22 protein-coding genes and 1 riboswitch are annotated in these 23,836 nt (G+C 27.5%); of the genes, 5 read left to right on the plus strand and 17 right to left on the minus strand.

Features of this window, described 5'->3' with window-relative positions; genetic code table 11:
- Window positions 1-4: 4 nt before the first annotated feature.
- From BR69_RS0100055 to BR69_RS0100070, 4 genes are all read right to left on the minus strand, one after another.
- Complete coding sequence (locus BR69_RS0100055; RefSeq protein WP_242840634.1) at window positions 5-721, minus strand: ABC transporter ATP-binding protein; 717 nt, start codon at window positions 719-721, stop codon at window positions 5-7.
- Between the two features lie 255 nt (window positions 722-976).
- Window positions 977-1,666, minus strand: a complete 690-nt coding sequence (locus tag BR69_RS0100060) for a radical SAM protein (protein ID WP_027631340.1) — start codon at window positions 1,664-1,666, stop codon at window positions 977-979.
- Window positions 1,667-1,668: 2 nt separating this feature from the next.
- On the minus strand, window positions 1,669-2,226 hold the full coding sequence (locus BR69_RS0100065; RefSeq protein ID WP_027631341.1) for an ECF transporter S component: 558 nt from the start codon (window positions 2,224-2,226) through the stop codon (window positions 1,669-1,671).
- Entirely contained in the window at window positions 2,227-3,195 is a 969-nt protein-coding gene (locus BR69_RS0100070; protein WP_027631342.1) for a nucleoside hydrolase, read from the minus strand.
- Between the two features lie 97 nt (window positions 3,196-3,292).
- A riboswitch (PreQ1 riboswitch) is annotated at window positions 3,293-3,336 on the minus strand.
- 304 nt (window positions 3,337-3,640) lie between these two features.
- On the opposite strand from BR69_RS0100070, the gene BR69_RS0100075 reads away from it, so the two are divergent.
- Window positions 3,641-4,816 (plus strand): amidase domain-containing protein, encoded by a 1,176-nt coding sequence (locus tag BR69_RS0100075; protein ID WP_027631343.1) that lies wholly within the window; start codon window positions 3,641-3,643, stop codon window positions 4,814-4,816.
- Window positions 4,817-5,081: 265 nt separating this feature from the next.
- On the opposite strand, the gene BR69_RS20970 is transcribed toward BR69_RS0100075, so the two are convergent.
- From BR69_RS20970 to BR69_RS0100090, 3 genes are all read right to left on the minus strand, one after another.
- Complete coding sequence (locus tag BR69_RS20970) at window positions 5,082-6,407, minus strand: M28 family metallopeptidase (RefSeq protein ID WP_051623416.1); 1,326 nt, start codon at window positions 6,405-6,407, stop codon at window positions 5,082-5,084.
- A 247-nt stretch (window positions 6,408-6,654) separates the two neighbouring features.
- Window positions 6,655-6,810: a hypothetical protein gene (locus BR69_RS21740; RefSeq protein WP_160169928.1), complete on the minus strand. Its 156-nt coding sequence runs from the start codon at window positions 6,808-6,810 to the stop codon at window positions 6,655-6,657.
- Between the two features lie 61 nt (window positions 6,811-6,871).
- A complete protein-coding gene (locus tag BR69_RS0100090) occupies window positions 6,872-8,341 on the minus strand; it encodes a methyl-accepting chemotaxis protein (protein ID WP_027631344.1) in 1,470 nt (489 codons plus the stop codon).
- Between the two features lie 313 nt (window positions 8,342-8,654).
- Here BR69_RS0100090 and BR69_RS0100095 point away from each other — a divergent pair, with 313 nt between their 5' ends.
- Window positions 8,655-9,407: a carbohydrate deacetylase gene (locus tag BR69_RS0100095; RefSeq protein ID WP_027631345.1), complete on the plus strand. Its 753-nt coding sequence runs from the start codon at window positions 8,655-8,657 to the stop codon at window positions 9,405-9,407.
- 367 nt (window positions 9,408-9,774) lie between these two features.
- Here the strand turns inward: BR69_RS0100095 and mgtE are convergent, their stop codons facing one another.
- Both mgtE and BR69_RS0100110 read right to left on the minus strand, forming a co-directional pair.
- Entirely contained in the window at window positions 9,775-11,106 is a 1,332-nt protein-coding gene (gene mgtE, locus BR69_RS0100100; protein ID WP_027631346.1) for a magnesium transporter, read from the minus strand.
- Between the two features lie 440 nt (window positions 11,107-11,546).
- Window positions 11,547-11,909 (minus strand): YccF domain-containing protein, encoded by a 363-nt coding sequence (locus BR69_RS0100110; protein ID WP_027631347.1) that lies wholly within the window; start codon window positions 11,907-11,909, stop codon window positions 11,547-11,549.
- A 303-nt stretch (window positions 11,910-12,212) separates the two neighbouring features.
- Between BR69_RS0100110 and BR69_RS0100115 the strand changes: the two genes are divergently transcribed.
- The gene (locus BR69_RS0100115) at window positions 12,213-13,574 is read left to right on the plus strand and encodes a YjiH family protein (protein ID WP_027631348.1); all 1,362 of its coding nucleotides are present in this window, start codon (window positions 12,213-12,215) and stop codon (window positions 13,572-13,574) included.
- A gap of 184 nt (window positions 13,575-13,758) precedes the next feature.
- Here BR69_RS0100115 and BR69_RS0100120 read toward each other — a convergent pair whose 3' ends face one another.
- Window positions 13,759-14,622, minus strand: a complete 864-nt coding sequence (locus BR69_RS0100120; protein WP_027631349.1) for a tRNA 2-thiocytidine biosynthesis TtcA family protein — start codon at window positions 14,620-14,622, stop codon at window positions 13,759-13,761.
- Between the two features lie 130 nt (window positions 14,623-14,752).
- Between BR69_RS0100120 and BR69_RS0100125 the strand changes: the two genes are divergently transcribed.
- Window positions 14,753-16,345: a hypothetical protein gene (locus tag BR69_RS0100125; protein WP_027631350.1), complete on the plus strand. Its 1,593-nt coding sequence runs from the start codon at window positions 14,753-14,755 to the stop codon at window positions 16,343-16,345.
- 122 nt (window positions 16,346-16,467) lie between these two features.
- Here the strand turns inward: BR69_RS0100125 and BR69_RS0100130 are convergent, their stop codons facing one another.
- Entirely contained in the window at window positions 16,468-17,019 is a 552-nt protein-coding gene (locus BR69_RS0100130) for a nitroreductase family protein (RefSeq protein WP_027631351.1), read from the minus strand.
- A gap of 398 nt (window positions 17,020-17,417) precedes the next feature.
- On the opposite strand from BR69_RS0100130, the gene BR69_RS0100135 reads away from it, so the two are divergent.
- Window positions 17,418-17,945, plus strand: a complete 528-nt coding sequence (locus tag BR69_RS0100135) for a TetR/AcrR family transcriptional regulator (RefSeq protein ID WP_027631352.1) — start codon at window positions 17,418-17,420, stop codon at window positions 17,943-17,945.
- A 72-nt stretch (window positions 17,946-18,017) separates the two neighbouring features.
- Here the strand turns inward: BR69_RS0100135 and BR69_RS0100140 are convergent, their stop codons facing one another.
- The 6 genes from BR69_RS0100140 to BR69_RS19565 all read right to left on the minus strand — a co-directional run bounded on the left by BR69_RS0100140 (window position 18,018) and on the right by BR69_RS19565 (window position 23,805).
- Window positions 18,018-19,856, minus strand: a complete 1,839-nt coding sequence (locus BR69_RS0100140; protein ID WP_027631353.1) for a glycerophosphodiester phosphodiesterase — start codon at window positions 19,854-19,856, stop codon at window positions 18,018-18,020.
- Window positions 19,857-20,002: 146 nt separating this feature from the next.
- Window positions 20,003-20,158: a hypothetical protein gene (locus BR69_RS21935; RefSeq protein WP_162832168.1), complete on the minus strand. Its 156-nt coding sequence runs from the start codon at window positions 20,156-20,158 to the stop codon at window positions 20,003-20,005.
- 67 nt (window positions 20,159-20,225) lie between these two features.
- Window positions 20,226-20,606, minus strand: a complete 381-nt coding sequence (locus BR69_RS0100150; RefSeq protein WP_027631354.1) for a thioesterase family protein — start codon at window positions 20,604-20,606, stop codon at window positions 20,226-20,228.
- A gap of 19 nt (window positions 20,607-20,625) precedes the next feature.
- Window positions 20,626-21,171, minus strand: a complete 546-nt coding sequence (locus tag BR69_RS0100155) for a DUF3867 domain-containing protein (protein ID WP_423219664.1) — start codon at window positions 21,169-21,171, stop codon at window positions 20,626-20,628.
- Between the two features lie 49 nt (window positions 21,172-21,220).
- A complete protein-coding gene (locus BR69_RS0100160; protein ID WP_034848967.1) occupies window positions 21,221-22,225 on the minus strand; it encodes a tyrosine-protein phosphatase in 1,005 nt (334 codons plus the stop codon).
- A 32-nt stretch (window positions 22,226-22,257) separates the two neighbouring features.
- Window positions 22,258-23,805, minus strand: coding sequence for a GTP pyrophosphokinase (locus tag BR69_RS19565; RefSeq protein ID WP_051623417.1), 1,548 nt, complete (start codon window positions 23,803-23,805; stop codon window positions 22,258-22,260).
- Between the last annotated feature and the right edge of the window lie 31 nt (window positions 23,806-23,836).

Consider the following 23,836-nt stretch of genomic DNA (forward strand, 5'->3'; position numbering starts at 1 on the left):
TCACCTACTCTTCTGTTATCTTTAAGAAAACATCCTCTAAAGTAGCGTTTTCATTAAAGCCATATTTTTCTATTAATACCCTCTTTGATCCTTTTGCAATAAGCTCCCCTTTTTTAATTATTATTATTTCATCGGTTAACTCCTCAATGGAAGATAATATATGAGTACTTACTAACATGGTTTTCCCTTCATCTCTTAGTGACTTTAAAATTTCTTTAAAATCCTTTATTCCCTTTGGATCTAGCCCTATAAAAGGCTCATCTATGAAAAATATATCTGGCTTATGAAGTATAGCCATGGCAATGGATAATTTCTGCTTCATTCCTTTTGATAGTTCCTTAGCTAAGGTATGCTTCTTTTCTAGTATATAAAACTTTTCTAAGAGCCTCTCTCCATCTTCCTCCCAGTTCTTTAATCTATATGCCAAAGCTATAAATTTTAGATGTTCCCAAACTGTAAGAAGAGGATATATATCTGGATTTTCTGGAATATAGGCAAGCTTTTCCCTAGCACTCCTACCCTTAACGTCCTTTCCATATATGCTTATTTCTCCCCCATCTTTTTTTAATAAGGATAGTATACATTTTATGGTTGTGGTCTTACCTGCTCCATTAGGTCCTGCTAATATAACAACTTGTCCTTTATCTAAAGAAAAAGATATATCCTCTACTGCTTTTACCTTTTTAAAGGACTTTTCTAAATTTTTCACTTCTAAGATCACTTAAAATCCCCCCAACTATTCTCTTATCATGTCTCATTATACTAGATTTTTTAGTATTTACCCTTAAATAATCCTTAAATTACTTTCTCTTACAATACATCCATTTTAAATTATCACCATCCTTATAATAAAAATGTTTATAACTAAATTAAATATTTTTATAAAATACTGTTTAATTATATTTATTACATAATTTTTATGAGTAATAACTATAAAAAGAAACTGCACCTTATATTCCACAAGGTGCAGTTTCTTTTAATCTCCCACTCCAAAATCCGTATTATTATAAAGTATCTCTATATTAGGATTTTTATCTAAGAAGGAATATTTATCTATAAACCATTTTATAAGCTCCCCATCTCTTTCTAACTTAGAGGTATTAGGGGTGAATATATTTACCGTACTATGGGTAAATATATTTTGTATTATCTCCATATCTTTATCTATGCTTTCTTTACTCTGACCTTTTATTCCTACCATAATACACGGGGAATCAAAATACTCTTTTAACTCCTCTGGAGCTTTAAATTTAGCATTTTTATTTAGAAAATCATTTCTAAAATCATAATCAAAAGTTTCTACTCCTATTTTAAATATAATAGGAATATTAAAAAATTCTCTCATTTCATTTAACCTATTTCTATAACACCAATGACTTTCTAAAAATAATTTCTCTATTCCCTTTTCATCTATAATTTCTTTTATTTTTTCTAAGGTTTTTCTAGGAATCTCAAAACAGCTTCCTGAATTTATTACCTCTAAAACCTTATATTTTCCTGTTATATTACTAAGCACATTAAAATTTATCTCATTTATTTCTTCTTCATTAGTTGAATTATCTAATATATAATCACAAAAGCTACATTTTCCCCATACACAAGGAAAGCCTTTTAAAAGTACTATTTCTCTATGATTTTTATTTTCAATTATACTATATCTATCCATAATTAACTCCTTATAATCTTATGTTTAAATCTTTCTGGAAGTGATAGAACCACTGGTAATATTAGAGCTACACTTATAAATCTATCTATATAATCAGTTATAAATTGAACTAAAAATACACTTATAACCTTATTTAAACCTAAATTTGAAATAATGGTTACTATATATGAAGATCCTGAGGATGTAACCCCATTAAATAAAAAAGCTGCTATTATGGCTCCTATAAGTGATGAAAAAATAGATAGAATTAATACCCCAAAAGGCATCTTATATCCTTTCATAAAACCGCCCTTAAACATAATTCCACCTAAAAGCCCTACAAATATTTGTACTGGCGCAAAATATATGGAATATATATCAAAGGTAATACCACTTATAAAACTCCCAATAATCCCTGTTATAACTCCGTATACTGGTCCCATAAGAAAAGCAATCATTATAGTACCAATGGAATCCATATATATAGGTAGTCTAAGATTTAATGCTATAAAGGCTCCTACAATATTTAGTGCTACGGCAAATCCTATTATGCTTATTTTTAATGGAGATAATTTTTTCATTTATATTACCTCCTTAAGCTTTCTTAAAGTTTCATGGTTTTCCTTAAATACTGTTTCAAGAAACCTATACATAAACTCTTTAGAGTTTACCTCATTAAGGACTAAGGAATTATGAGATTTTCTCCAAAAGTCTTCCTTATCTACAATAGTTTGTCCAACAGCTACCCCTTCTTTTACAACCTCTACATAGGAAGAGAATCCAGTGCAAAGGGATTTGTCTATAAAATATGCTACTGCTAGAGGATCATTAATTACGCATCCAATTATTCCTTCTTGCTTCCAGTGAAAATCCACATAAAATTTAGTGATTTTTACAATATACTCTCCTATAGGATTATTGAGTCTTCTAATTCCTTCTAGTATATTTGGAGTTAATACGATTTTTCTTGTAACATCTAAAGGTATCATATGAATCTTATGTCCTAAATTTTGAAACACATAATCTGCTCCATGAGGATCTACCCAATAATTAAATTCAGCTACTGGAGAACAGTTTCCATGAATTCTAAATGCCCCTCCCATAGATACAAACTCTTCTAAGTTTTCAAAAACTTTTTTATTTTTCTCTATGGCCTTAGCTATATTAGTAAGAGGACCTAATGCTATAATGGATACCTTTTCTTTTCTAAGGGTATCTATTATAAAATCCACTGCTCCTTCTTTCACTTCTGCTCCTTCTATTTTTTCAAAATAGCATTCTCCAAGGCCATCCTCTCCATGGGTATCCTGAGCTGTTACAAGTTGTCTTTTAAGAGGTTTTTCTTCCCCTAAGTAAACTGGGATATGAAGTGCTTTAAGTATTTCTAAAGTCTTTAAAGCATTTTCTCCCCCTTCTTTAATAGGAACATTTCCACATACTATGGTTATTCCTACAACTTCTAGCTCTTCTGATTTTAGAGCTAAAAGTAATGCCAAGGAATCATCAATTCCTGGGTCACAATCAATAATTACTTTTCTCCTTTTTTCCATATTCCTTCTCCTTTTCTCAACTATTGAGAACGGGCTCCATGGCTTAATTAAACGCAAAAAAGCCATAGCCAAGGATACAGCTATGTCACCTTACCGTAAATCCTTAGTTTTTTATACTGGGAGTTCTCGAACCAGTCCCACAAAATTCAGCCTTTACTATAATATTTATACACCTTTTTAGAATAAGTAGAATCTGAGTCAACTTATTCATTAAAAAAATAAATATTATAGCCTTTAATAAACTAAGACTAAATTTAATGGATTTAGGGATTTACCCATTTAATTTCTTAATAATTATACCACATCTTTATTTTTTATGTATCTTATATATGCTACTAATTCTTTTAATACTTTAACTTCATAATTATAAAAAATTATTTTAAAGTAATATATATACTGCCTTTATGGAACAATATATTGTAATCATCATTAAGGAGTGTGAAGTATGAAAATATTTAATAGATGTTTTTCTATTTTTATTATTTTTATTATGTTATTTTCCTTTAATGAAAAGGAAGTCAGCGCCTATACCAAAGAGGAAATAGATAAAAATAATGTTACAGATTTTATAAATAATATATTTAAAATTAGAAATAATTTCACCTTAAGTGGAGATCTAGAAAACTTTAAAGATAATTATGATTTAAAAAATAATTATGGAAAGTGGTCCTTTGAACATGAAGTTAAAAGAGCTAAATACTTAAGAGATTGGGCTTCTGAAAGAGGAATGATAATTAAATCCATAGAATCTATTCCAAACTTTAAGAAGGTTACCCTAGGAAAAAACTCTGCAACTGTTAGAGTTGATGAAGGAGTAAAGGTTACCTATGGATATTCTAATGATAAGGATAATTGTGAAAATGTGTTTGGGGTGAATTTATTTCATAATATCTCCCTAAAAATTAATGATTCTAATATGGTTATAATAAATGATTATTATCTAGATTGCTTTGAAGATGGACTAAAGACTTATGAAGTTAATTATTCCGAAACCTTACTTCCAGCACCTAAGGAAAAAAATTATGACTTTGTAAATAATGTAAGAACCAATGTAGAACTCTCCTCCTCTTCAAAGTTTGATAGATTGAAAGCTGTATCCTATGCTGATACTTACTGTGGTGTACCCTGGGCAACTGGAAAGGAAATCAATAAATATAATACTAGGTATAAAAACTTTACTGGAGTAGGTGGAAATTGTACCAACTATGTTTCTCAATGCCTTGGTGATAAAGATGCTGGGAGCTTAAAACAAGATGGCACATGGTATTGCATATATAAAGGATATAATGGAGCTGAAACTAGTGCCTCTTGGAGTAATGCTGATGCCTTTAAAAACTATCTTCTTTATAGTGGCAAAGGAAAACTAGTTAAAAAAGGTGATTTTAAAGAAGTGACAAAGCCCTTAAAAGAATCCTCAAATGGAGCTATTGGAAAATTAACCCTTGGAGATGTAATTGCTTATGATAAAGGTAATGATATAGATCATACTGCTATAATTACTGGTTTTGACTCTCATGGATATCCATTAATTAATTCTCACACTGTAGATAGATACCATGTTCCCTTTGATTTAGGCTGGGGAGATAAAAATATTAAATTTTTACTTATACATATTCAATAACTTAAGCTTAAGTTAAATTATTGAAAAGCTCCAGGTTATATATCATAAAATTAAAACTATGATATACAACCTGGAGCTAAATCTATTCTTATAAAGAATAGATAAGGCTTCTATATTAAAACTTAAATTATCCCACCAACATTTTTTTAATTTTAACCTTTATACCCTAATGTAAACATATTAATTTCTTAGATTTACATAAGAGTACCATTTAAATAAAAAACTGTTAAATCAAATTTACAATAATAGTGTATTAATATTTTAATTACTCTAATTGGAAATTCTTATGACTATTTGCTAATATAAATTCTAATACAGCATCATACACCCTTCCAATGTAATCATAATCTACTAAGGTCTCATCATCTCTAATACTATGAATTTTAGTACCCTTAAACATATTTTCTTGACCTAAGGTAACTCCAAATATTTCATTAGCTACAAAAGAGGCATGATCACTAGAACCTTCCATATTTCTTACCTTAAAATCTAACTTATATTTATTTAAATATTTTTCCATTGTTTTAACAAAATCATGTTCATTGTCTTTTATTCCAGCTAATAAAAGATTTTCTCCATCTTTTTTTCCAACACAATCTATATTAATATTATATAGTTTTTCATAATCCTTTTTTAAAATAGGTACAAATTCCCTACTTCCTATAAGTCCTTGTTCTTCTCCATTAAAGGCACAAAATACTATATCTTTATTAAATCTCTTTTCTTTTGAAAGTCTACTTAACTCCCTAGATAGTTCTAAAAGCACTGTAGTTCCTGAAGCATTATCTATAGCCCCTCTAAATATAGAATCTCCATCCCTGCCAACATGATCAAAGTGAGCCGATATAACTATGGCTTCTTTTGAATTTTCACCCTTAATCTTCCCAACCACATTATTTACTTTTTTGTTTTCTACCTTGTATCTTGATTTTATCTGTGCCTCAACAGCTTCCTTACTTTTTAGTTCCTCATACATATTAGGTGAGATCTGAAAAATTGGTTTTATTCCTGTACCTATCCTTACATAGCCTTCAAAAACTTCCTTTTTTAAAAATGTTCCTTTAAATCCTCTAATTAATAGTCCTAGGTTAGGATTATTATCCTCTAAAACTCCTATAAACTCCTCTGATCTACTTTCATTATTAAACGTTATCTTACCCTCTAGACTTAAATCATTGCTTCTATTTAAATCTATATAATCCTTGCCATAAACATATTCCTTAAATTCTCCATTTTTAAAACTCACCTTCATATAATGATTGCTTTCATTATTTAGATATACTATTTGATTATAGCTATGATAATAATTATCTTTAATATAGGGCTCTAATCCGTTATTTCTAAAGGTGTCCTCAATATACTTTTCTGCTAAAATATTTCCCTTATTTCCAACTAATCGTCCTTCATATTCATCACTTATTAAAGTCCTTAGAGTGCTTTTAATATGATTTTCTACAGTACTTCTTTTTTCTGTGTAAGTTTTAACTGCTCTATATTTATTTATATCTTTTTTTTCTCCACATCCTAGGACAAAAATAAAAGTTATTATGATTAATAAACTTATTTCCCTTGTTATTTTTGATTTTCTCATATTATCCTCCTTATTAATAGAAGCTTTAAATAGTCATTAATAAAGTACCTTACTAAAATAATCTCCTATTTATCTCATGGCTACTCACTATCCCCCCCATCCACGTGTAAGGTGGGAGATAACAGTTGATATGCAACTGATTAACTATATTGAGTTTTCTCAGTAATTTAAAACTTTATACTTATTAAAAAAATATAACAAAAAGGCATATCATAAAATATATTACGATATACCTTTTCTATTTATACTAAACTTCTTTGTCTTTAGGATAATATGTTTTAAAAGCTTCCTCATAACCTACTGGCTCTTCAAATTCCTGAACCTCACTTATATAAGGACCTTTTTCTCCTTGAACTATCTTTGTTTTAACCTTTTTATTACTCTTATCCTTATCTTTTGTCATAGTATTTCCTCCTTAAATAGAAGTTTACACTATTATTATGGGATAAAACCTTATATATATTCTACTCTACTAAGATTTTCATATTTTCAGATAAGGTAACAAGTTCCTCTACAGAAGATTTTGCATTATACATATCCTCCATATACTCTTCTAAATTACTATTAGCTTCTTGAGAATTAGAGAGGGTTTCCTCTGATATAGCAGATAAATTTAATATAGACTCATTTATATTATTATTATAATTCATTACAAATTGAACTTTATCATTTAATTCATTTATTCCTTTTGTAAATTCGGCTATGTGACTAAATAACCCTTGTAAGTTATTCTCTGTTTTTATAACTAAAGCGCTTTCTTCCTCATTGATTTCATTCAAGTTAGATACTGACTTAGATATCTTATTAACCTCTTTTTCTAAATCAAGAATTATTCCTGATATCTCTTCTGAGGATGCCCTACTTTGTTCTGCTAATTTTCTTACCTCATCTGCCACCACTGCAAAACCTTTTCCAAGCTCTCCAGCCCTTGCTGCTTCTATAGCTGCATTTAATGCAAGAAGATTAGTTTGATCCGATATACCTGTTATCATGTCTATTATACTTTGAACCTTATTTGTTTTATCCTTGAGGCTCTTTGAAATCTCATAGACCTCTCTATTATTAGTTTTTACAAGAGATGCTTTTTCTGAAAGATTTTTGACTACTATTATGCTCTCATTAAAAATCTTACCACTCTCTTCTGAATAGTTCTTCATTTCCTTAGAAAGCTCAGCAGTTGTGGTTATTTCATTTTGTATATTAGTGGTAGCTGTGGTTTGCTCTTCTATATTAGAAGCTGTGCTTTCACATCCCTTAACGATTTCACTCATAGCTCCATGTATTACATTTGATGACTTCTCTATAGAATTTATCATACTATTTAAATTTCCAGTATTTTTATTTAGAAGATTTATAGCTTTATTTATCTCTTTAAGAAGTCCCTGTTGCTTATTATTAGCTTCTATAACCTTTAATTGTTCCTCCTCAGCCTTTTTAGTCATAGACTCTGAAAATTTTGTAACCAAAATTATAGAAAATATAAATAGTCCTATTATCATCTCTTCCATAGCTATTATCCCTAAGTTTTCTGGAGATAAATTCTTATAAACCCATCCAATATTAAATAGTACAGTTCCAACTATAGGTATAATAAGAAATCTTACCTCTATATAAGCTGTAGCCACTATTATCATAGGTATAATAAGTAATGGAGTAGTTTTTATCTCACAGAAAAATAATAATAGAAAATATGTAATGGCAAAAGGGGTTCCACATATATGTCTTACCTTTACATTTCCCCTGTCTTTTAAATAAAAATAAGTCATTATAAGACAAGAACCTAGCATAAGAACAAGAGCCGCTATGCCAGCATATAAGTTTATAAGTCCTCTTAAAATAAGGCCTGTACACCCTATTGAGTAAACAATTCCAAGTACCCAAATACATAATGCAAATATGTTATTAGTCCTTTCCTTAATAGTTAAGTTTTTCATTTTTATCCCTCCTAGATTATATACTTATCGTAAGCTTTATATGGTTTCTTTATATAAATTAATCTTTTGCTTAGAGTAGACATAATAGAATAAAAATATGTAAATTACAATATATTTTCACATAATTTTACAGACATAATTATATAACAAATCTCTATTTAGGAAAAGTATTATTTATAGTTATTATTATATTCTATAACTTCTTTAAATTTTTCTATAGTCTATGATAAGCTCTTATAAAAATCATATAAAATTTTGAAAAATATATTTTATAGTCTATACTTAAAGTATACAAATCTTTAGGGGTGATTTTATGAAAGTAATATTTAACGGAGATGATTTTGGACTAACTAAAGGAGTTTCTAAAGGAATAATTGAGGCAATTAAGAAGGGGGTTCTTAGTGATACAACAGCTATGGTTAACTCTCCTTATTTTGAAGATTCTATAAGGTATGCCAAAGAAAATGATATAACTAGCCTAGGACTTCACTTAACTTTAACAAATAGAAAACCAGTGCTTCCTCCCTCATTAGTTAAGTCCTTGGTAGATGAAAATGGAGACTTTTTCAAATCTGTATCCAAGCTTCCATGTAATATAAATATAGATGAGTTTGAAAAAGAAATGAGGGCCCAAGTTAATAAGTTTTTAGGTTGTGGTTTAGAACTTAATCATATAGATGGTCATCATCACTTTTTTATGTTTTATCCTGAGCTTTTAGATATAGTTATAAAGCTTTCTAAGGAGCTTAATGTTCCCTTAAGGTCTGGTACTACTTCTATTAAACTTTTATGTAATAAAGAAAATATAAAAACTACAGATTTTACAGATAGTTTTTATAAAGATGGAGCAACCATTGAAAACCTTATATCTATTCTTAATAAACATAAGGATTCAAACTCTATATTAGAATTTATGATGCATCCTGGATATTCAGATGAAGAACTTAGGTCTTTAAGTTCCTATAATGACTTTAGAGAGGAAGAGCTTAAAATATTAACTAGTACTAGATTAAAGGACTATATAAAATCTAATAATATAGAAATAATAAATTTCTCTCAATTATAATGTTACCATATAGGACTTTCATCTTAGAACTTAAGATATACACACATTAACTCCTTTAAATCAAGTGTTTTAGCTATTGTATAAAATAACTTTAAATATGATTTTAATTTTCTATGGTTTTAATTTTAAAAGCTAATTTATCTATCTGGGTAAAGCAAGACAAGTCAATAATATTTTTAATGAATAAGTTAAGTACTTATATTAAAGCCCTATATAAGATTAAAGTTAAAACCTATGATTTATAAAAGGAAGCTGTATGATAGTGCATACCCATGCATTATCATACAGCTTCCTTTTAACTTATAATTATCTTATATTATAAAAACATTTAAAAAAATCCTTATATACTAGTTTTAATAAGGTATATTTATATTCCAACAAGAACTTTGGCTGTGGTAAAATATATTATTAAAGCAAAAGCATCTACTATAGTGGTTATAAGTGGACTTGCCATTATAGCAGGATCTAGCTTAAACTTTTTCGCAATTATAGGAAGAACCCCTCCTATAACCTTAGCTAATATTACAGTGCAGAATAAGCTTATACATACTGTTATAGAAATATATATATCTGTACCTTCTAATAAATATAACCTTAAAAAATTCACTAATGATAATACAACAGCTACAATACTACTTACCCTTAATTCCTTCCATATAACCTTCATAAAATCATTAAGTTTAATTTCTCCAAGGGCTAATCCTCTTATTATTAAGGTAGAGGATTGTGATCCCGCATTTCCACCAGTATCCATAAGCATTGGTATAAATGCTGCTAGTATTACAACAGATTGAAGCACATCTTCAAACTTTTTAATAATATTTCCTGTAAAGGTAGCTGATATCATAAGGACTAAAAGCCATATAATTCTATGCTTTGCTAAAGAAAACACATTGGTTTTTAAATACTCTTCTTCTGAAGGCTCCATAGCTGCCATCTTTTGAAAGTCTTCTGTATTTTCCTGTTCTATAATATCAACTATATCATCTATGGTTATTATTCCAACTAATCTATTCTCTTTATCTACTACAGGCATGGCAGTAAAGTCATATTTCTTAAATATATTAGCTACAGTTTCCTGATCATCTACCGTATTTACACATATAACCTTACTTTCCATTACATCTTTTATTTTAGCCTCATTAGGACTCAAAATAATAGTTCTTATGGATAAAACACCCTCAAGCCTTCTATCCTTATCTATTACATAACAGGTGTCTATAGTTTCTTTATCTACTCCTGTTTTCTTAATATGCTTTATAGCTTCTTCTATGGTCATCTCTTTTTTTAAATCCACATATTCTATGGTCATTGCACTACCTGCACTATTTAGTGGATAATTAAGAAATTGATTTATTACAGTTCTTTTATGCTCCTCTGCATTTTCAAGAATTTTTTTAACTACATTTGCAGGCATCTCTTCTAATAAATTAATAGCATCATCTACAAATAAATCATTTATTATATTACTTATTTCACTATCTGTTATAGACTCTATGATCACTCGTTGTTCATCATAATTTAAATATGAGAATACATCTGCTGCAATATCCTTTGGTAAAATTCTAAAAGTTTTTACTACATTTTCTTTATCAATTTCCTCAAATAATTGTGCGATATCAACTACATTTAGGTCTATAAGTTTTGTTTTAGCCTCTAATAATTTATTATCCTTTAAAAGTTCTATTATTTTTTCCATTGATAATCCCCTTTCTTTAAGGGGAAACCTTATACTGGTTTATAGCTATGGCTTCCCTTATTTTTGTTAAGTTACTATTAAAATTATTCCCATCGGGCAAACTATCCATAACTACCACCAACTCTCTTGCACATAATTTTAGCACTTAAAATAATACTAGTACTCCGCCTACTACTATATCATAAAATGCCTCCTAATGCCATATAACTAGCCTTTTTCAGAATTTTTCTATGAATAATTTTCATAAAAGTTATGGATTAAAAATAAATATATTTTGTGATGACTATTCTATATAACTGCCATTATTATTCCCTATATTAATTTTCTATAATATTTTAATTTAAAAAACTATACTTTTTAATAAAAAATCATAAAATAAAAGCTCTCCTCCTATTAAATTTGCTTTAGAAAGAGAGCCCTTATTAAATATAATAATATTATTAATATATATTTTTCCCAAAAGGACATAGTGACAATTTAGCAAGCTTAAAGAACTGAAGTCCAAAAGGAATACCTACTATTGTTATGCATAATAATATTCCACTTATTAGATTTCCAAGACATAATAAAAATCCACCAAATATTATCCATAGAATGTTTAACAAAAGACTAATTCCTGAATCATTAACGGTAACTACTTCCTTTCCAAAGGGTGCAAATTGTAAAGATGCCATCTTAAAGCATTGTTTTCCTATAGGGATTCCAACTATTGTTAAACACCAAAATCCTCCTATAATAAGCCACCCTGCAGCATGTATTAACCCACCACATATTATCCATATTAAATTTCCTAAACAGCTCATAATTCCCTCCATATAAGTTTAACTTTATCTCTTTATAGGTTTAATAATACATTATAATTCCTATTTTGTATAGTGTTTATATTAATTTATTTATATTTCCATAAATGTGTGCAGACTTTTTTATTATTTCCAAGCTATATATTAACCTTACTTAAAACAAAATTTTAGGTATATTTATGCATATGCAAATCCAAATAATCCTATATTTTCATTGAATAAAACCTTGATTTATGCATTATTATACATTATTATGTATTTATAATTAAATTAAAAACATAAGAAAAAAGAGGTGTACTCATGGAAATAAAATTATCTAAATTTAATAAAGTTACCCTAAAAGCTTTATTAAAATTTTTAATTCCTTCGTTTATAGGAATACTACTATTTATGACCCCAATGGTGTTTAATGGAGAGGTTACTATACCAGTAGCTATGCTGTCCAAATTAATATCAAAGGTGCTAGGAGATTATCTTCCTTTTATAATGACTTTTATTATATCCCTAGCCTTTACTTTAACTTTAATTACTAAGATTTTTAAACCTAAGTTTATAATAAATAGTAAATATTTAAATAATTTATTTAATATTTCTAAGGTATGGTTTTTGTCAAGAACCCTAGGCTTTATATTTGTAATTTCAACTTATTTTAAAATAGGACCTGAGGCTATATGGTCTGAAAATACTGGTGGACTTTTATTAACTAGCCTTTTACCTGTACTATTTGGAGTATTTTTATTTGCTGGTTTATTATTACCTTTAATTTTAGATTTTGGACTTTTAGAATTTTTCGGTTCTTTACTTACAAAAGTAATGAGACCTATATTTAAATTACCTGGAAGATCTTCTATAGACTGTATAACCTCTTGGCTTGGTGATGGTACTATCGGAGTTCTTTTAACTAGCAAACAGTATGAGGATGGTTTTTACTCAAAAAGAGAGGCTGCTGTTATAGCTACCAACTTTTCTGCAGTATCTATAACCTTTGCTTTAGTTGTAATAGCTCAAGTTAATCTTTCTCATATGTTTGTTCCATTTTATCTTACTGTATCCTTTGCTGGTGTTGTTGCCGCTATTATAATTCCAAGGATTCCACCTTTAAGTAAGATAAACGATAGCTATTATAATAATAGTAATAATAACTTAAATGAAATCATCCCTGAAGGATATACTAGCTTTTCCTTTGGTTTAGAAAAAGCTATAGAAAAAGCAAATTCTCCTGAAAATACTATTAAGAGAGTTTCTTTAGATGGATTTAAAAATATATTTGATATGTGGATTGGAGTAACTCCTGTAATAATGTCTATGGGAACCTTAGCTTTAATCATAGCAGAATATACTAGTTTTTTTGAGTGGCTTGGATTACCCTTTATTCCACTTTTAAAGCTACTTCAAATCCCTGAAGCTGCTGCCGCATCTAAAACAATTATGGTAGGCTTTGCAGATATGTTTCTTCCTTCAGTTATAGCTAGTAATATAGCAAGTGATATGACAAGATTCATAATAGCTGCTTTATCTGTTACCCAGCTTATATATATGTCTGAAGTAGGAGGTCTTATACTAGGATCTAAAATACCTCTAAATGTTAAAGATTTGCTTTTTATATTTATTATAAGAACTTTGATAACATTACCTATAATAACTTTAATAGCTCATATAATCTTTTAAGTAAAAATAAATATGACTATTTAAATAAGTATTAAATTTATAAAACCACCACATATTAATATGCTTTTTAACCTAGTAACTTAGTTATGTAAATTTCATGAATAATTAAAAAGACTTTCCTATTAAATTATTAGGAAAGTCTTTTATATTATAGTTATAAAATTTAAATCTCTAATATAACACTTTATTTATCATATTCATCTAGATAAGAATGATGAGTTCCCCCTTCTATCCATCCTAGAATTGATTCTACATTTACATTTTCTGCAGACTTAAATATAGACTTATCAACATCCTTAAAGTCCTTCTTAATATTCTCTATAAGTGCTTTAATTTCATAACGCTTATTTCCTATCTTTTTAGCTGCTACCATACAAGCACAGTTTAATGGCCATATACCACTGCTTTGAGTGAATTTTTGAATATTCTTCTCTTCAATATAATAAAGTGGTCTTATAAGCTCTATTCCTTCAAAATTAGAAGCTTTTATCTTTGGAAGCATAGTCTTAAAGTTACCTGCATACAGCACATTTAATAAAGTAGTTTCTATAACATCATTAAAGTGATGACCTAAAGCCAGCTTATTACATCCTAATTCCTTCGCCTTAGAATATAATGCTCCTCTTCTCATTCTAGCACACATATAGCAAGGATAATCCTTTGCAATCTTATCTACTACATCAAAAATACCTGAATTAAATATATGTAAAGGGATATTTAAATAATTGCAATTATCTATAAGAAGCTCCCTAATATTTTCATGATATCCTGGATCCATTGCTATAAATTCAAGAGAAAAATCCATCTGACCATGCCTTTTAAGCTCTTGAAAAAGCTTTGCCATAATCAAGCTATCCTTTCCCCCAGATATAGCTACTGCTATTTTATCTCCATCCTCTACAAGGTTATAATCCTTAACTGCCTTAACAAATTTAGACCAAATTTGCTTCCTATATTTCTTTATTAGGCTACGTTCGATTTCCTCTAAAGGCTTTCTTTCATTAAAAGGAACTAAGACGTCACATCCATTTCCTGCTAAATCACTCATTATAACACCTCACTTTTCTTGAAATATTATATCATTTTCGTGGTATAATGTCTTTACTAATTGGTTGAATAAATTATACAATATATTCATATGAATATATATAATAGCATTACTTTTGGGGGTACTACTAATGTTTTCTAATTTAATGGACACAAAAGACAATTTGGGTAAGGAATTATACAGTTTAAATTTTAATCCTATTGATGACTTAAAATATGATAAAAATAATGTACTATCATATTTTAATGAAGTTGAAAACCTTATAATAAGGGAATTTAATGATCTAAGTAAAACTAAGGCACAGAACCTTAAATCCATTGTACATATTCTCCAGTGCTACAAAGAAGAAGTTTCTACTTATTGTAACACTTCTTCTGAACTCTCTAGGGTAGTGGAAGTCCCTAAAGAAATTTCAAATATGTTTTTTCATGAGGAATATGGTGATTTAAAAAAATTAATTTCTCAAGTTATAAATAACTTGAAATTAATTAATTCAATTAAATTTACTCTTTCTCAAGATAACTCAATACTAAAAATCTTAAATGAAATTTCTAACACAAAAACTTTCCATAACATATCAGTAAATGTTAATGGAGAAAACATTGATTTAGATGAGGTTATAATAACTAAAAAAGGAATCTTTGTTTTAAAAGCATTTAACCTTGACCTAGATGATTCTATATTTATTGAGGTCACAAATGATGGTAAGGTATTTAAACATCAAGGTATGCATAAGCATCTCATAAGTAAAAATTTTAAGACTTCTTTACTTATGTGTTGTAAATTATTAGAAAAAAATATAAATGAAAAAATTAAAATTTCTAAAAAGTCCACAGATTATATAAGGGTATATCCTTTAGGAGTCTTGCTTAATAATGATTGTAAGATACTTAATGTATCAAATATTCCTTTATTAAAAGTAAAAAACCTAGAGAAGCATTTATTACAATATAAGGATATATTAAAAGACTCAGATCTAGATTCTATTTATAATATAGCTTCAGAGTTTTTAACCTTAAAAGAAGAAAATTATGCTAAAAGTATTAATCCAAAACTACTAAACTACTTAAAGGTGGTTTTAGTTTCTAGTAAGTTTTTAAAAGAAGCCAACGAGGAATTAAAAAAAATTAATAAAGATGTGTATCTTAAGAAGAAAGAAGAAGAAAGAAGAATAGAATTATCTAAAATAAGAAGAGACAAACTAAATAAATATAAATATATTTATATTGGATTTCTTGTATTAGGCTCTTTATTTATTGCCTATAAAAGTGTGTCTTCAATAATGTTATATAGCTCTATAAGAGATTTTAATAAAAATTTAACCTCTTCTATAGAACTTAAAGATATTAATGTTCTAAGTAATATAATATCTAATAAAAACTTAACTTCTTCTCAAAAATCTGCATTTATAACCCTTCTGAATAAAGATACAGATTTAAAAAAAGAAATAATAAATAAGGTTTCTGAGTCAAAGGCAAAAGAACAAATTAAAATAAGAGAAAATATATATTTAACTGAAGATAAAAAATTAAAACTTACTCCAATAAAAATTACCCGTGGTTCAGAAGGACCAATATATTTAAATGAAGATAAATATACAGCCTCCTATTTTGAAGTTATTCCTGGTATATATACAGTGTATTCTGAGAAATCTGGAGAAAAAATTAAAGAAAAAGAAATATATATTTTAGATGAGACTTCACTAGACTTAGATAAGGAGTAACCATTTTGGTTACTCCTTATACTCCTTTTAATAATTTTATAAGGGACTGTCGCACTAAATAATACAATATATTGTATTATCTATTATTAGTAGGACAGCCCCATTATAATTATAGAATATATTTATTTTATATAATTAACTACCTCTTTATTTCTATTTATTTTGGGTGCTTCATAGCCCTCCTTTATGTATCCCACTGCTATAGCATAAAAAGGCTGATATCCTTCCTTAATCCCTAATAACTTTATATTCTCTAGATTTTTAAAGAAATAGTTTACAAGTCCAACCCAACATGTCCCAATATTTAAGCTAGTAGCTGCTATCATAAGATTTTCTGTAGCTGCAGAAGCATCTATTAAAGGTGAATAGGTATCACTTCTACCTGAAACTATGATTAATGTAGGAGCATCATGTAATATATTTCTACTTGATTTTCCTATTTTACAAATCCACTCCTCCTCACTTTTTATCATTTCCTCTTTAGCTTCCCTATTTATTCTCTCTAACATTTCCTTTCTCTCAATTACTGTAAAATGCCATGGCTGATCATTATGTCCAGATGGTGCATGGATGGCCGCATCTAAAATAGCTAAAAGCTCTTCTTCTTTAATCTTATCCTCTTTAAATTTCCTAACACTTCTTCTAGATTTTATAGTGTCTATAATTTTATTCATACTTATCCCACCTTCTTTAAAACTCTTTACTTTTTTCTTATATATACCATGTTTTATATATTACTTCAATTATAATATAAAAATTTATTTAAAGTTAAAACTAAGTTAATTTAAAGTTAAAAAATATAATTCAATATATAGATTAGTACTAATTTTACTTAACTTGTTATATAGTTAAATCTAGGAGGAGTGAAAATTACTGGGCTAAATTTCTAAGGTATAAAATTCTAATTATAAATGTGAATAATTCTAGTGGTATAACTTAACTAATATATAATTTTAGTCATTACAATTTTAGATTGTATATTAGTTTTAAATGCTTATAATTTTATATGTATTGAATAATCTTTAATGTAAGGTTATAATATGAACAATATTCAGTAAGGTTGGTGGTATATATGCCAAAGATAATAAATAACATAAAAGATACACTATTAAGCCAAGGAAAGAAAATTTTACTTAATAATGGATACTCAAAACTTAACATAAGAGAAGTCACTAAAGAATCTGGAGTAGCTACTGGAACCTTTTATAATTATTTTAAAAGCAAAGAGGACTTAGCAATAAATATTTTTAGAGAAGACTGGAATAAAATATTAAAATCTGTAAGTTCCATAGAGCTATCCCCCATTCCTTTAAAAGATAAGCTAGAAACAGTACATCTTTACATTGATGAATTTCTAAGTTCTTATATTCCCATTTTCTTTGAAATGAATGCTAAGCATTATGGTTGCAGGAAAGAGTCCATTATGGATCCCCTATACAATGTAGTTGAGAAAATATTAGAATTCCATAGAAATAAAGATGAAATAAGCAACCCTTTAAGTAACAGCAAACTTTCACAGCTTATAATTAATAATTTAATAACCATATCTAGAACTCACTACATTACCTTTAACGAATTTTTTATTTCCTTAAATTTATAAAAACCTAAAGGCAATGTACCATTAACTTTAGGTACATTGCCTTTAAATTTAAAATAACTTTCCTAATATATTTTAGTAATATATCATAAACTCTAAAAATTTACTAAAATAGTCCTTCTCTTTTTCTTCCTCTAATATGGATAAGAAATATTCATCTTCATCAGTTATAATATTATCTACCCCTAAATCTATAAGTCTCTTAAGTCCATCTTCATTATTTACAAGCCACACATGAACCTCTTTTTCAAGTCTATGAGCTTCCCTTACTAATCTCTTTGTAACAAAGGATTCTTCTACACTAAATAAGTCTACATTTAATTTCTCATAATCCCCTACTATGGCATACATTATATATCCTGTTTTTATATTGCTATCTATATCCTTTACCTTTTGAAGAACATCATAGTTCATAGAAGTTATAATTACCTCATCCTCCATATTATAAGCCTTTATCAAATCTAATACTTTTATAGCCATAGTTTCCTCATTATCATTATTAGGCTTTATTTCTATATTAAGCTTTATTTTGCTCTTTGATAATTCTAATACTTCTTCAAGTAAAGGTATATTTTCTTCTAATGAATATTCCTTAGTTCCATAGGATATATCTAAAGTTTTTATATAATCATAGTCTAAGTTCCATATATAATCATTTACCCCTGTGAGCCTTTTTAAATTACTATCATGAATTAACACAATATTTCTATCCCTTGTTTCTTGAACATCAATTTCTGCATAATCCGCCTTATTATCTATAGCTTTTCTTATAGCTAACATACTATTTTCTGGTGCTTCTTTAGAACTTCCCCTATGGGCAGTTATGTCTACGCTATACTTTGCATCCACTGACTCATCTATTATTTCTTTAGTTACTAGGGTTAGGAATCCTAATATTATTACAAAACTAATAAATATAAATCTTTTTCTTTTAAATAATTTATTTAAAAATGTCTTATATGACCTTTCCTTAAGTTTTAAAGGAACTATTATTTTACTTATATCATTATAGTATAATTTGTAGTAAAGTCTTGTATAATGTTGGGTTTCAAAAGCTAGAAGAAGAAAGCTAAGAGATATAACTATAATAAACTGAAATAGTTTAAAAAATGCTAAGATAAGTCTTTTAGCTCCTGGTTCTATTCCTACGAATTTTATAAGTCCATAGACTAAAATCATCCATAGGACTAAAAGAAATAAGGATATAAAAATGTTCATTAAAGTTATACCTATAAATTGTTTTAAAAACACCTTAAGATTCCTAGACACAAGTCTTCCACTATTCCTTATCGCTTCATAAGAGGAGTTATTTTCTAACATAATAAAGTTCATAGAAAATATCCATCTTATAGATAAAACCACTACAATTAAAACTAATATAGAATAAAGTACTGTTATAAGATTATTACTATAAATATAATCCATTATAAAATCTGGTATCTTTGATATATTAATAGAATTAGATGATAATCCAATCCTTAGCATAGAGGTAAATATGGTTATATTTAGAAGTACTAATACTCCCCCGACCCCCTTAAACCTTGGTATTTTAAACAAACAATATTTAAGTATTTCTAAATAACTACTTTCCTCTTTTCTTAAATATATTTGATGACTTAAAACTACTAATCCTCCTACTTCTATAAGAATAATGGAGCTCATTATTATAATTAAAAGTAACATAAGCAATATACCCTGAGGAGATATTATAAATTTAAATAGCTGATTATTTGCTAAGGTACTTACTCCTTTATTCTTCATAAGACTATTAATAAGAAGATTTATAATTGGTATAAAGACTAAGGTTATAAGCATTTTAGTGGCTATTTGAAATTTAATAAATCTTTTAAACCCAAATTTTAAATCTCCTATTATCTTTTTATATTCAAAGAAAATGTTCTTTATGGCTTTCACCTCCTAAGTAAAAATGTACTATTAATCTTTTACACATAAAATATTATATCAAACTTTTAGGTAAAAATTAAAAACCACTGTCTTAGTTTATTTAATAAAAAAAGGAGCATAGCTTAATCCTTTCACTATATCTCCTTTTATTAGGGTTATTTAAATTTATTATTCTCAAGAAAATCTTTTTTATTTACTATGTTTTCTTCAAAAGTTTTCACAGCATTCTTTGTAAAATTACCTATGGTTTTCATATTGTTTAATTCATTACCAGTATTATTATTTTTAGTTATCTTAGATTTGCTACTCATTATATCACCACCTAAAATTAATACTCTAAGTAGTGTTTCCTTTTTAGTTTTAAAATAGTCTTATTTATTACTTATATGTGTTCTTTAAAAAATCTTCTGAATTTACTATATATCTTTTATGAAGACCCTCTCCAATTTTCCCTTCTTCATCTACAACTTCCACAGAAAATACAAGCTTCTTACCTTTCACTTCTATAAGTTCTGAGGTGCATACCACTTCCATACCTATTGGTGTTGCCTTTATATGCTTTATACTAACTTCTGTACCAACTGTGGTAAAACCTTGGTCTAAACAGCCCTCTACAGAATTTTTACATGTATTCTCTATAAAACTTATCATAGCTGGAGTTGCAAATACTTCTAAGGTACCTGACCCATATTTGTTTGCACTATCCTCTTCTGTTACCTTCTTTATTTGAGAAAATTTTGTTCCTTCTTTTATATTCATTTACATCCCCCTATATCTTCTAATAGTCATACTCCTGTACATTCTCAAATATAGAAACCTTTAAAGTTTCATCTCCTAAAAGCTTCTTATAAGAACATAGGAATTCACTTATTTTATTATTTTGAAGATTAACTTTTCCTTCTCCCCTTAGTATAACTTCATTTCCAGTAATATATATTTTAATATTATTTATCTCATACACAATAAATACTTTTTCCTGTATTTTATCCTTATATTTCTCTTTAAAACTCATTGTCTTTCTAAGGGCTTCATAATCCATATTCATATTAAAGTTCTGAGTATCTATTCCCATACTCTTCATTTGATTTTCTATATCCTCAAAATTAAATCCATATCTTTTCATTATCTCTTTTTGTATATTAATTAATTTTTCTTGAGATATATTATTTTCCTTCATGTATTCATTTAAATTGCTATATAAATCCTTCATAGTTATTTGTCCTTGAGCTAAGGAATAATATAGCCCATATATATATTGTTCAAACTTATCTATATCCTTGTCTCTTGCTTTATTTTTAATTTCGTTGAAATCAATTATATCCATAATACTCATCCTTTCAAAGAATATATTTTAGTATTTCTTATTCTAATGTTTAATATAAATAATAATCCCTTAATCTATTTAATTTCTCATCATCTAATCCATACTCTTTATTTAAATAATTTTCTATGGTTCCATAATTATCTTTTATTGTATTAAATGATTCTAATATATATTCCTTTTTTACACCCATTAAAGCTTTAAATATATCAATGCTTTCCTTATCCTTTAACATAGAAATAATCGGCTTCATTAACCTATCATTATTGCTCTTTATATAGGTATTTGTTAACATATAATCTTCTAATATGGTTTCCTTTGAAACTCCAAGGGCTATTAGTATTAAGGCAGCTGCAAGACCTGTTCTATCTTTTCCCGCAGTACAGTGAAAAATTATAGGAGTATTCTCTTTCTTATCTATATATTTAATGGTTTCCCTAAAGGCTTCATTATTAATTACCATGTCTTTGTATCCATTCTTTAGCATATCTTTATCTATATGTTTTAAGCTACCTTCCTTCTTTATAAGATCAAACATACTAAAGTTTTTATCACTTTTATCTAATGCTCTCATTGCTGATATATTAAATAATTCAATCCCATCTATATTAGGATCTGGGCTTTTTTCTACTTCCATATTAGATCTATAATCAAAGACTGCTTTAACCCCTAACTTCTTTACATATTCTATATCTTCCATAGTTAGGGTACCTAATGCATCTGACCTATAAAACTTATTCCACTTTACTCGTCTTCCATCTTCAGTTTTGTATCCCCCTATATCTCTGAAGTTATTTACCCCTTTAAGAGGCAGGAGTCTTTCTCCTAAAATTTCTGTATTATATCCTTCAGATTCTAATATATAATAGTTTCTAACATTAGGTTCTGGATCTTTAAACTTTATATAATTCTCTTTTGCAGTCCCTATTAATTTTATATTATCATTAATTTTAGGAGTATTTGTCCAATAAATCTTTACCTCTTTATTTATTCTACTGCTCCAACTAATACTTATATTTTCTCCATCTCTTTCTAGAATTAAATCCTCAATCTGCATCTTCTACCTCCATAAATTTTTATAATATACTTTTAATCCATTGTAAAATGATCATGATTTAATAAAGATAAAATATCCTGTGGTTTTATTTTTGAAAGTAAACTCATATGGTCTAAATATTTTAAAAGATTATCATTTAAATCATCCTTCATATGGGTTTTATTTATACTCCAAATTAAAGCCTCTAAATTATTACTATCTAATTTACAGTTAAATATAGATAGTAATTTTAAGTATAATAAATAATTGTATATATCTCTATATACTATATACTCATTATAGTCCTTATTTTCTTCCATTATAAGCTCTATTATTTTACTTAATGCCTCATTAATTTTATCTATATTCTCCTCATATATAATGTCTATAGATTTTATTGTCTTAAAACTAACAGCTATTATTCTCATAACATCATTTTTTATAATAGATATTTCTTCTTCTTTAAATCTACTACCCATCTTTAAAAATTCAGGATTTTTTATAAATCTCTCTCTTAAAAATTCTATAAATTTTTCTAAAGCCTTAGAATTATCTCCTTTTTCCACTATAAATAATATTCTAAAAAATAGATTCCATAAAAATTCTTTATTTATAGATTCTAAAAATAATTCTCCCACCATATTAGAAAACTCATCATTGAACTCAACTCTTCTTTCAAATTCTATTATTGAGTTAAAATCTATATACTCTTTGTTTATTTCATTTAATCTTGAAAAAGCTTTTACTAAGGTATCCCCATACTCATCCATTTTCTCTATATTATTACCTCTAAAAATATAACTCATTATAGTATCGCAGGGTCTTTTAAAATCTATGTCTACCCCTATACTACTTTTCATTCTTGTGGAGAACATGTCATATATAATTTTAGATAACAAGGATTCTGATTGAGCTTTTCTTATAACTGGATTTGTGGTATTTGATTTATTAAATTGATTATATATTATAAGCAATTGATGATCTATCATAGATAGGTTATTCTTAATAGATCCCATTATATCCTTTAAAAAACCATCTCCTAGCATATAGTTATAGTTCTTATATATTATTTTATGCTCTATCTCTCCCCAAAATATATTAACAAGAGCCTTTATTTGAAGTTCAAAATTAATAACCTTATTATTCTTTTTATATTTTCCATCTATTTTATAAATTTTAAATCCATTCTTTTGCTTTTCTGGTTGCTTTCCATTTAAATCTAAACTTATACTTCTGTTATTTTTATTGTAATAAAATCCATCCTTATCTAATTCATTAAAATATCTAGTTAATATATTATATATTAATGCTTCATCTTCTATAAATCTACACTCAATCCTTAAACCTATAAGGTCAGATAAGTTCTTAAAAAGTTCTATTGAATCTTTATATAAGTTATAATAGCTATATCTTAGTATTTTCTCCTTTAAGCTATTTGGGGTTTTAACCCTTGAGTTAATATTTATATATCCTTCACTATGCTCAAGAACCTGATCTTCAAAAAATTCTGATAGTTCCTTTGAAATCTCATATAAGCTTTCAAAATTATCCTCTAAGGTGTTTAAGGCTTCATCTATGAACCGAAACATCTCTAATGCCATGATATTCCTCCTAAATTTATATATTTATAGG

The organism is Clostridium hydrogeniformans DSM 21757, assembly GCF_000686705.1.
In the GTDB taxonomy this organism is placed as follows: Bacteria; Bacillota; Clostridia; order Clostridiales; family Clostridiaceae; genus Clostridium_Z; species Clostridium_Z hydrogeniformans.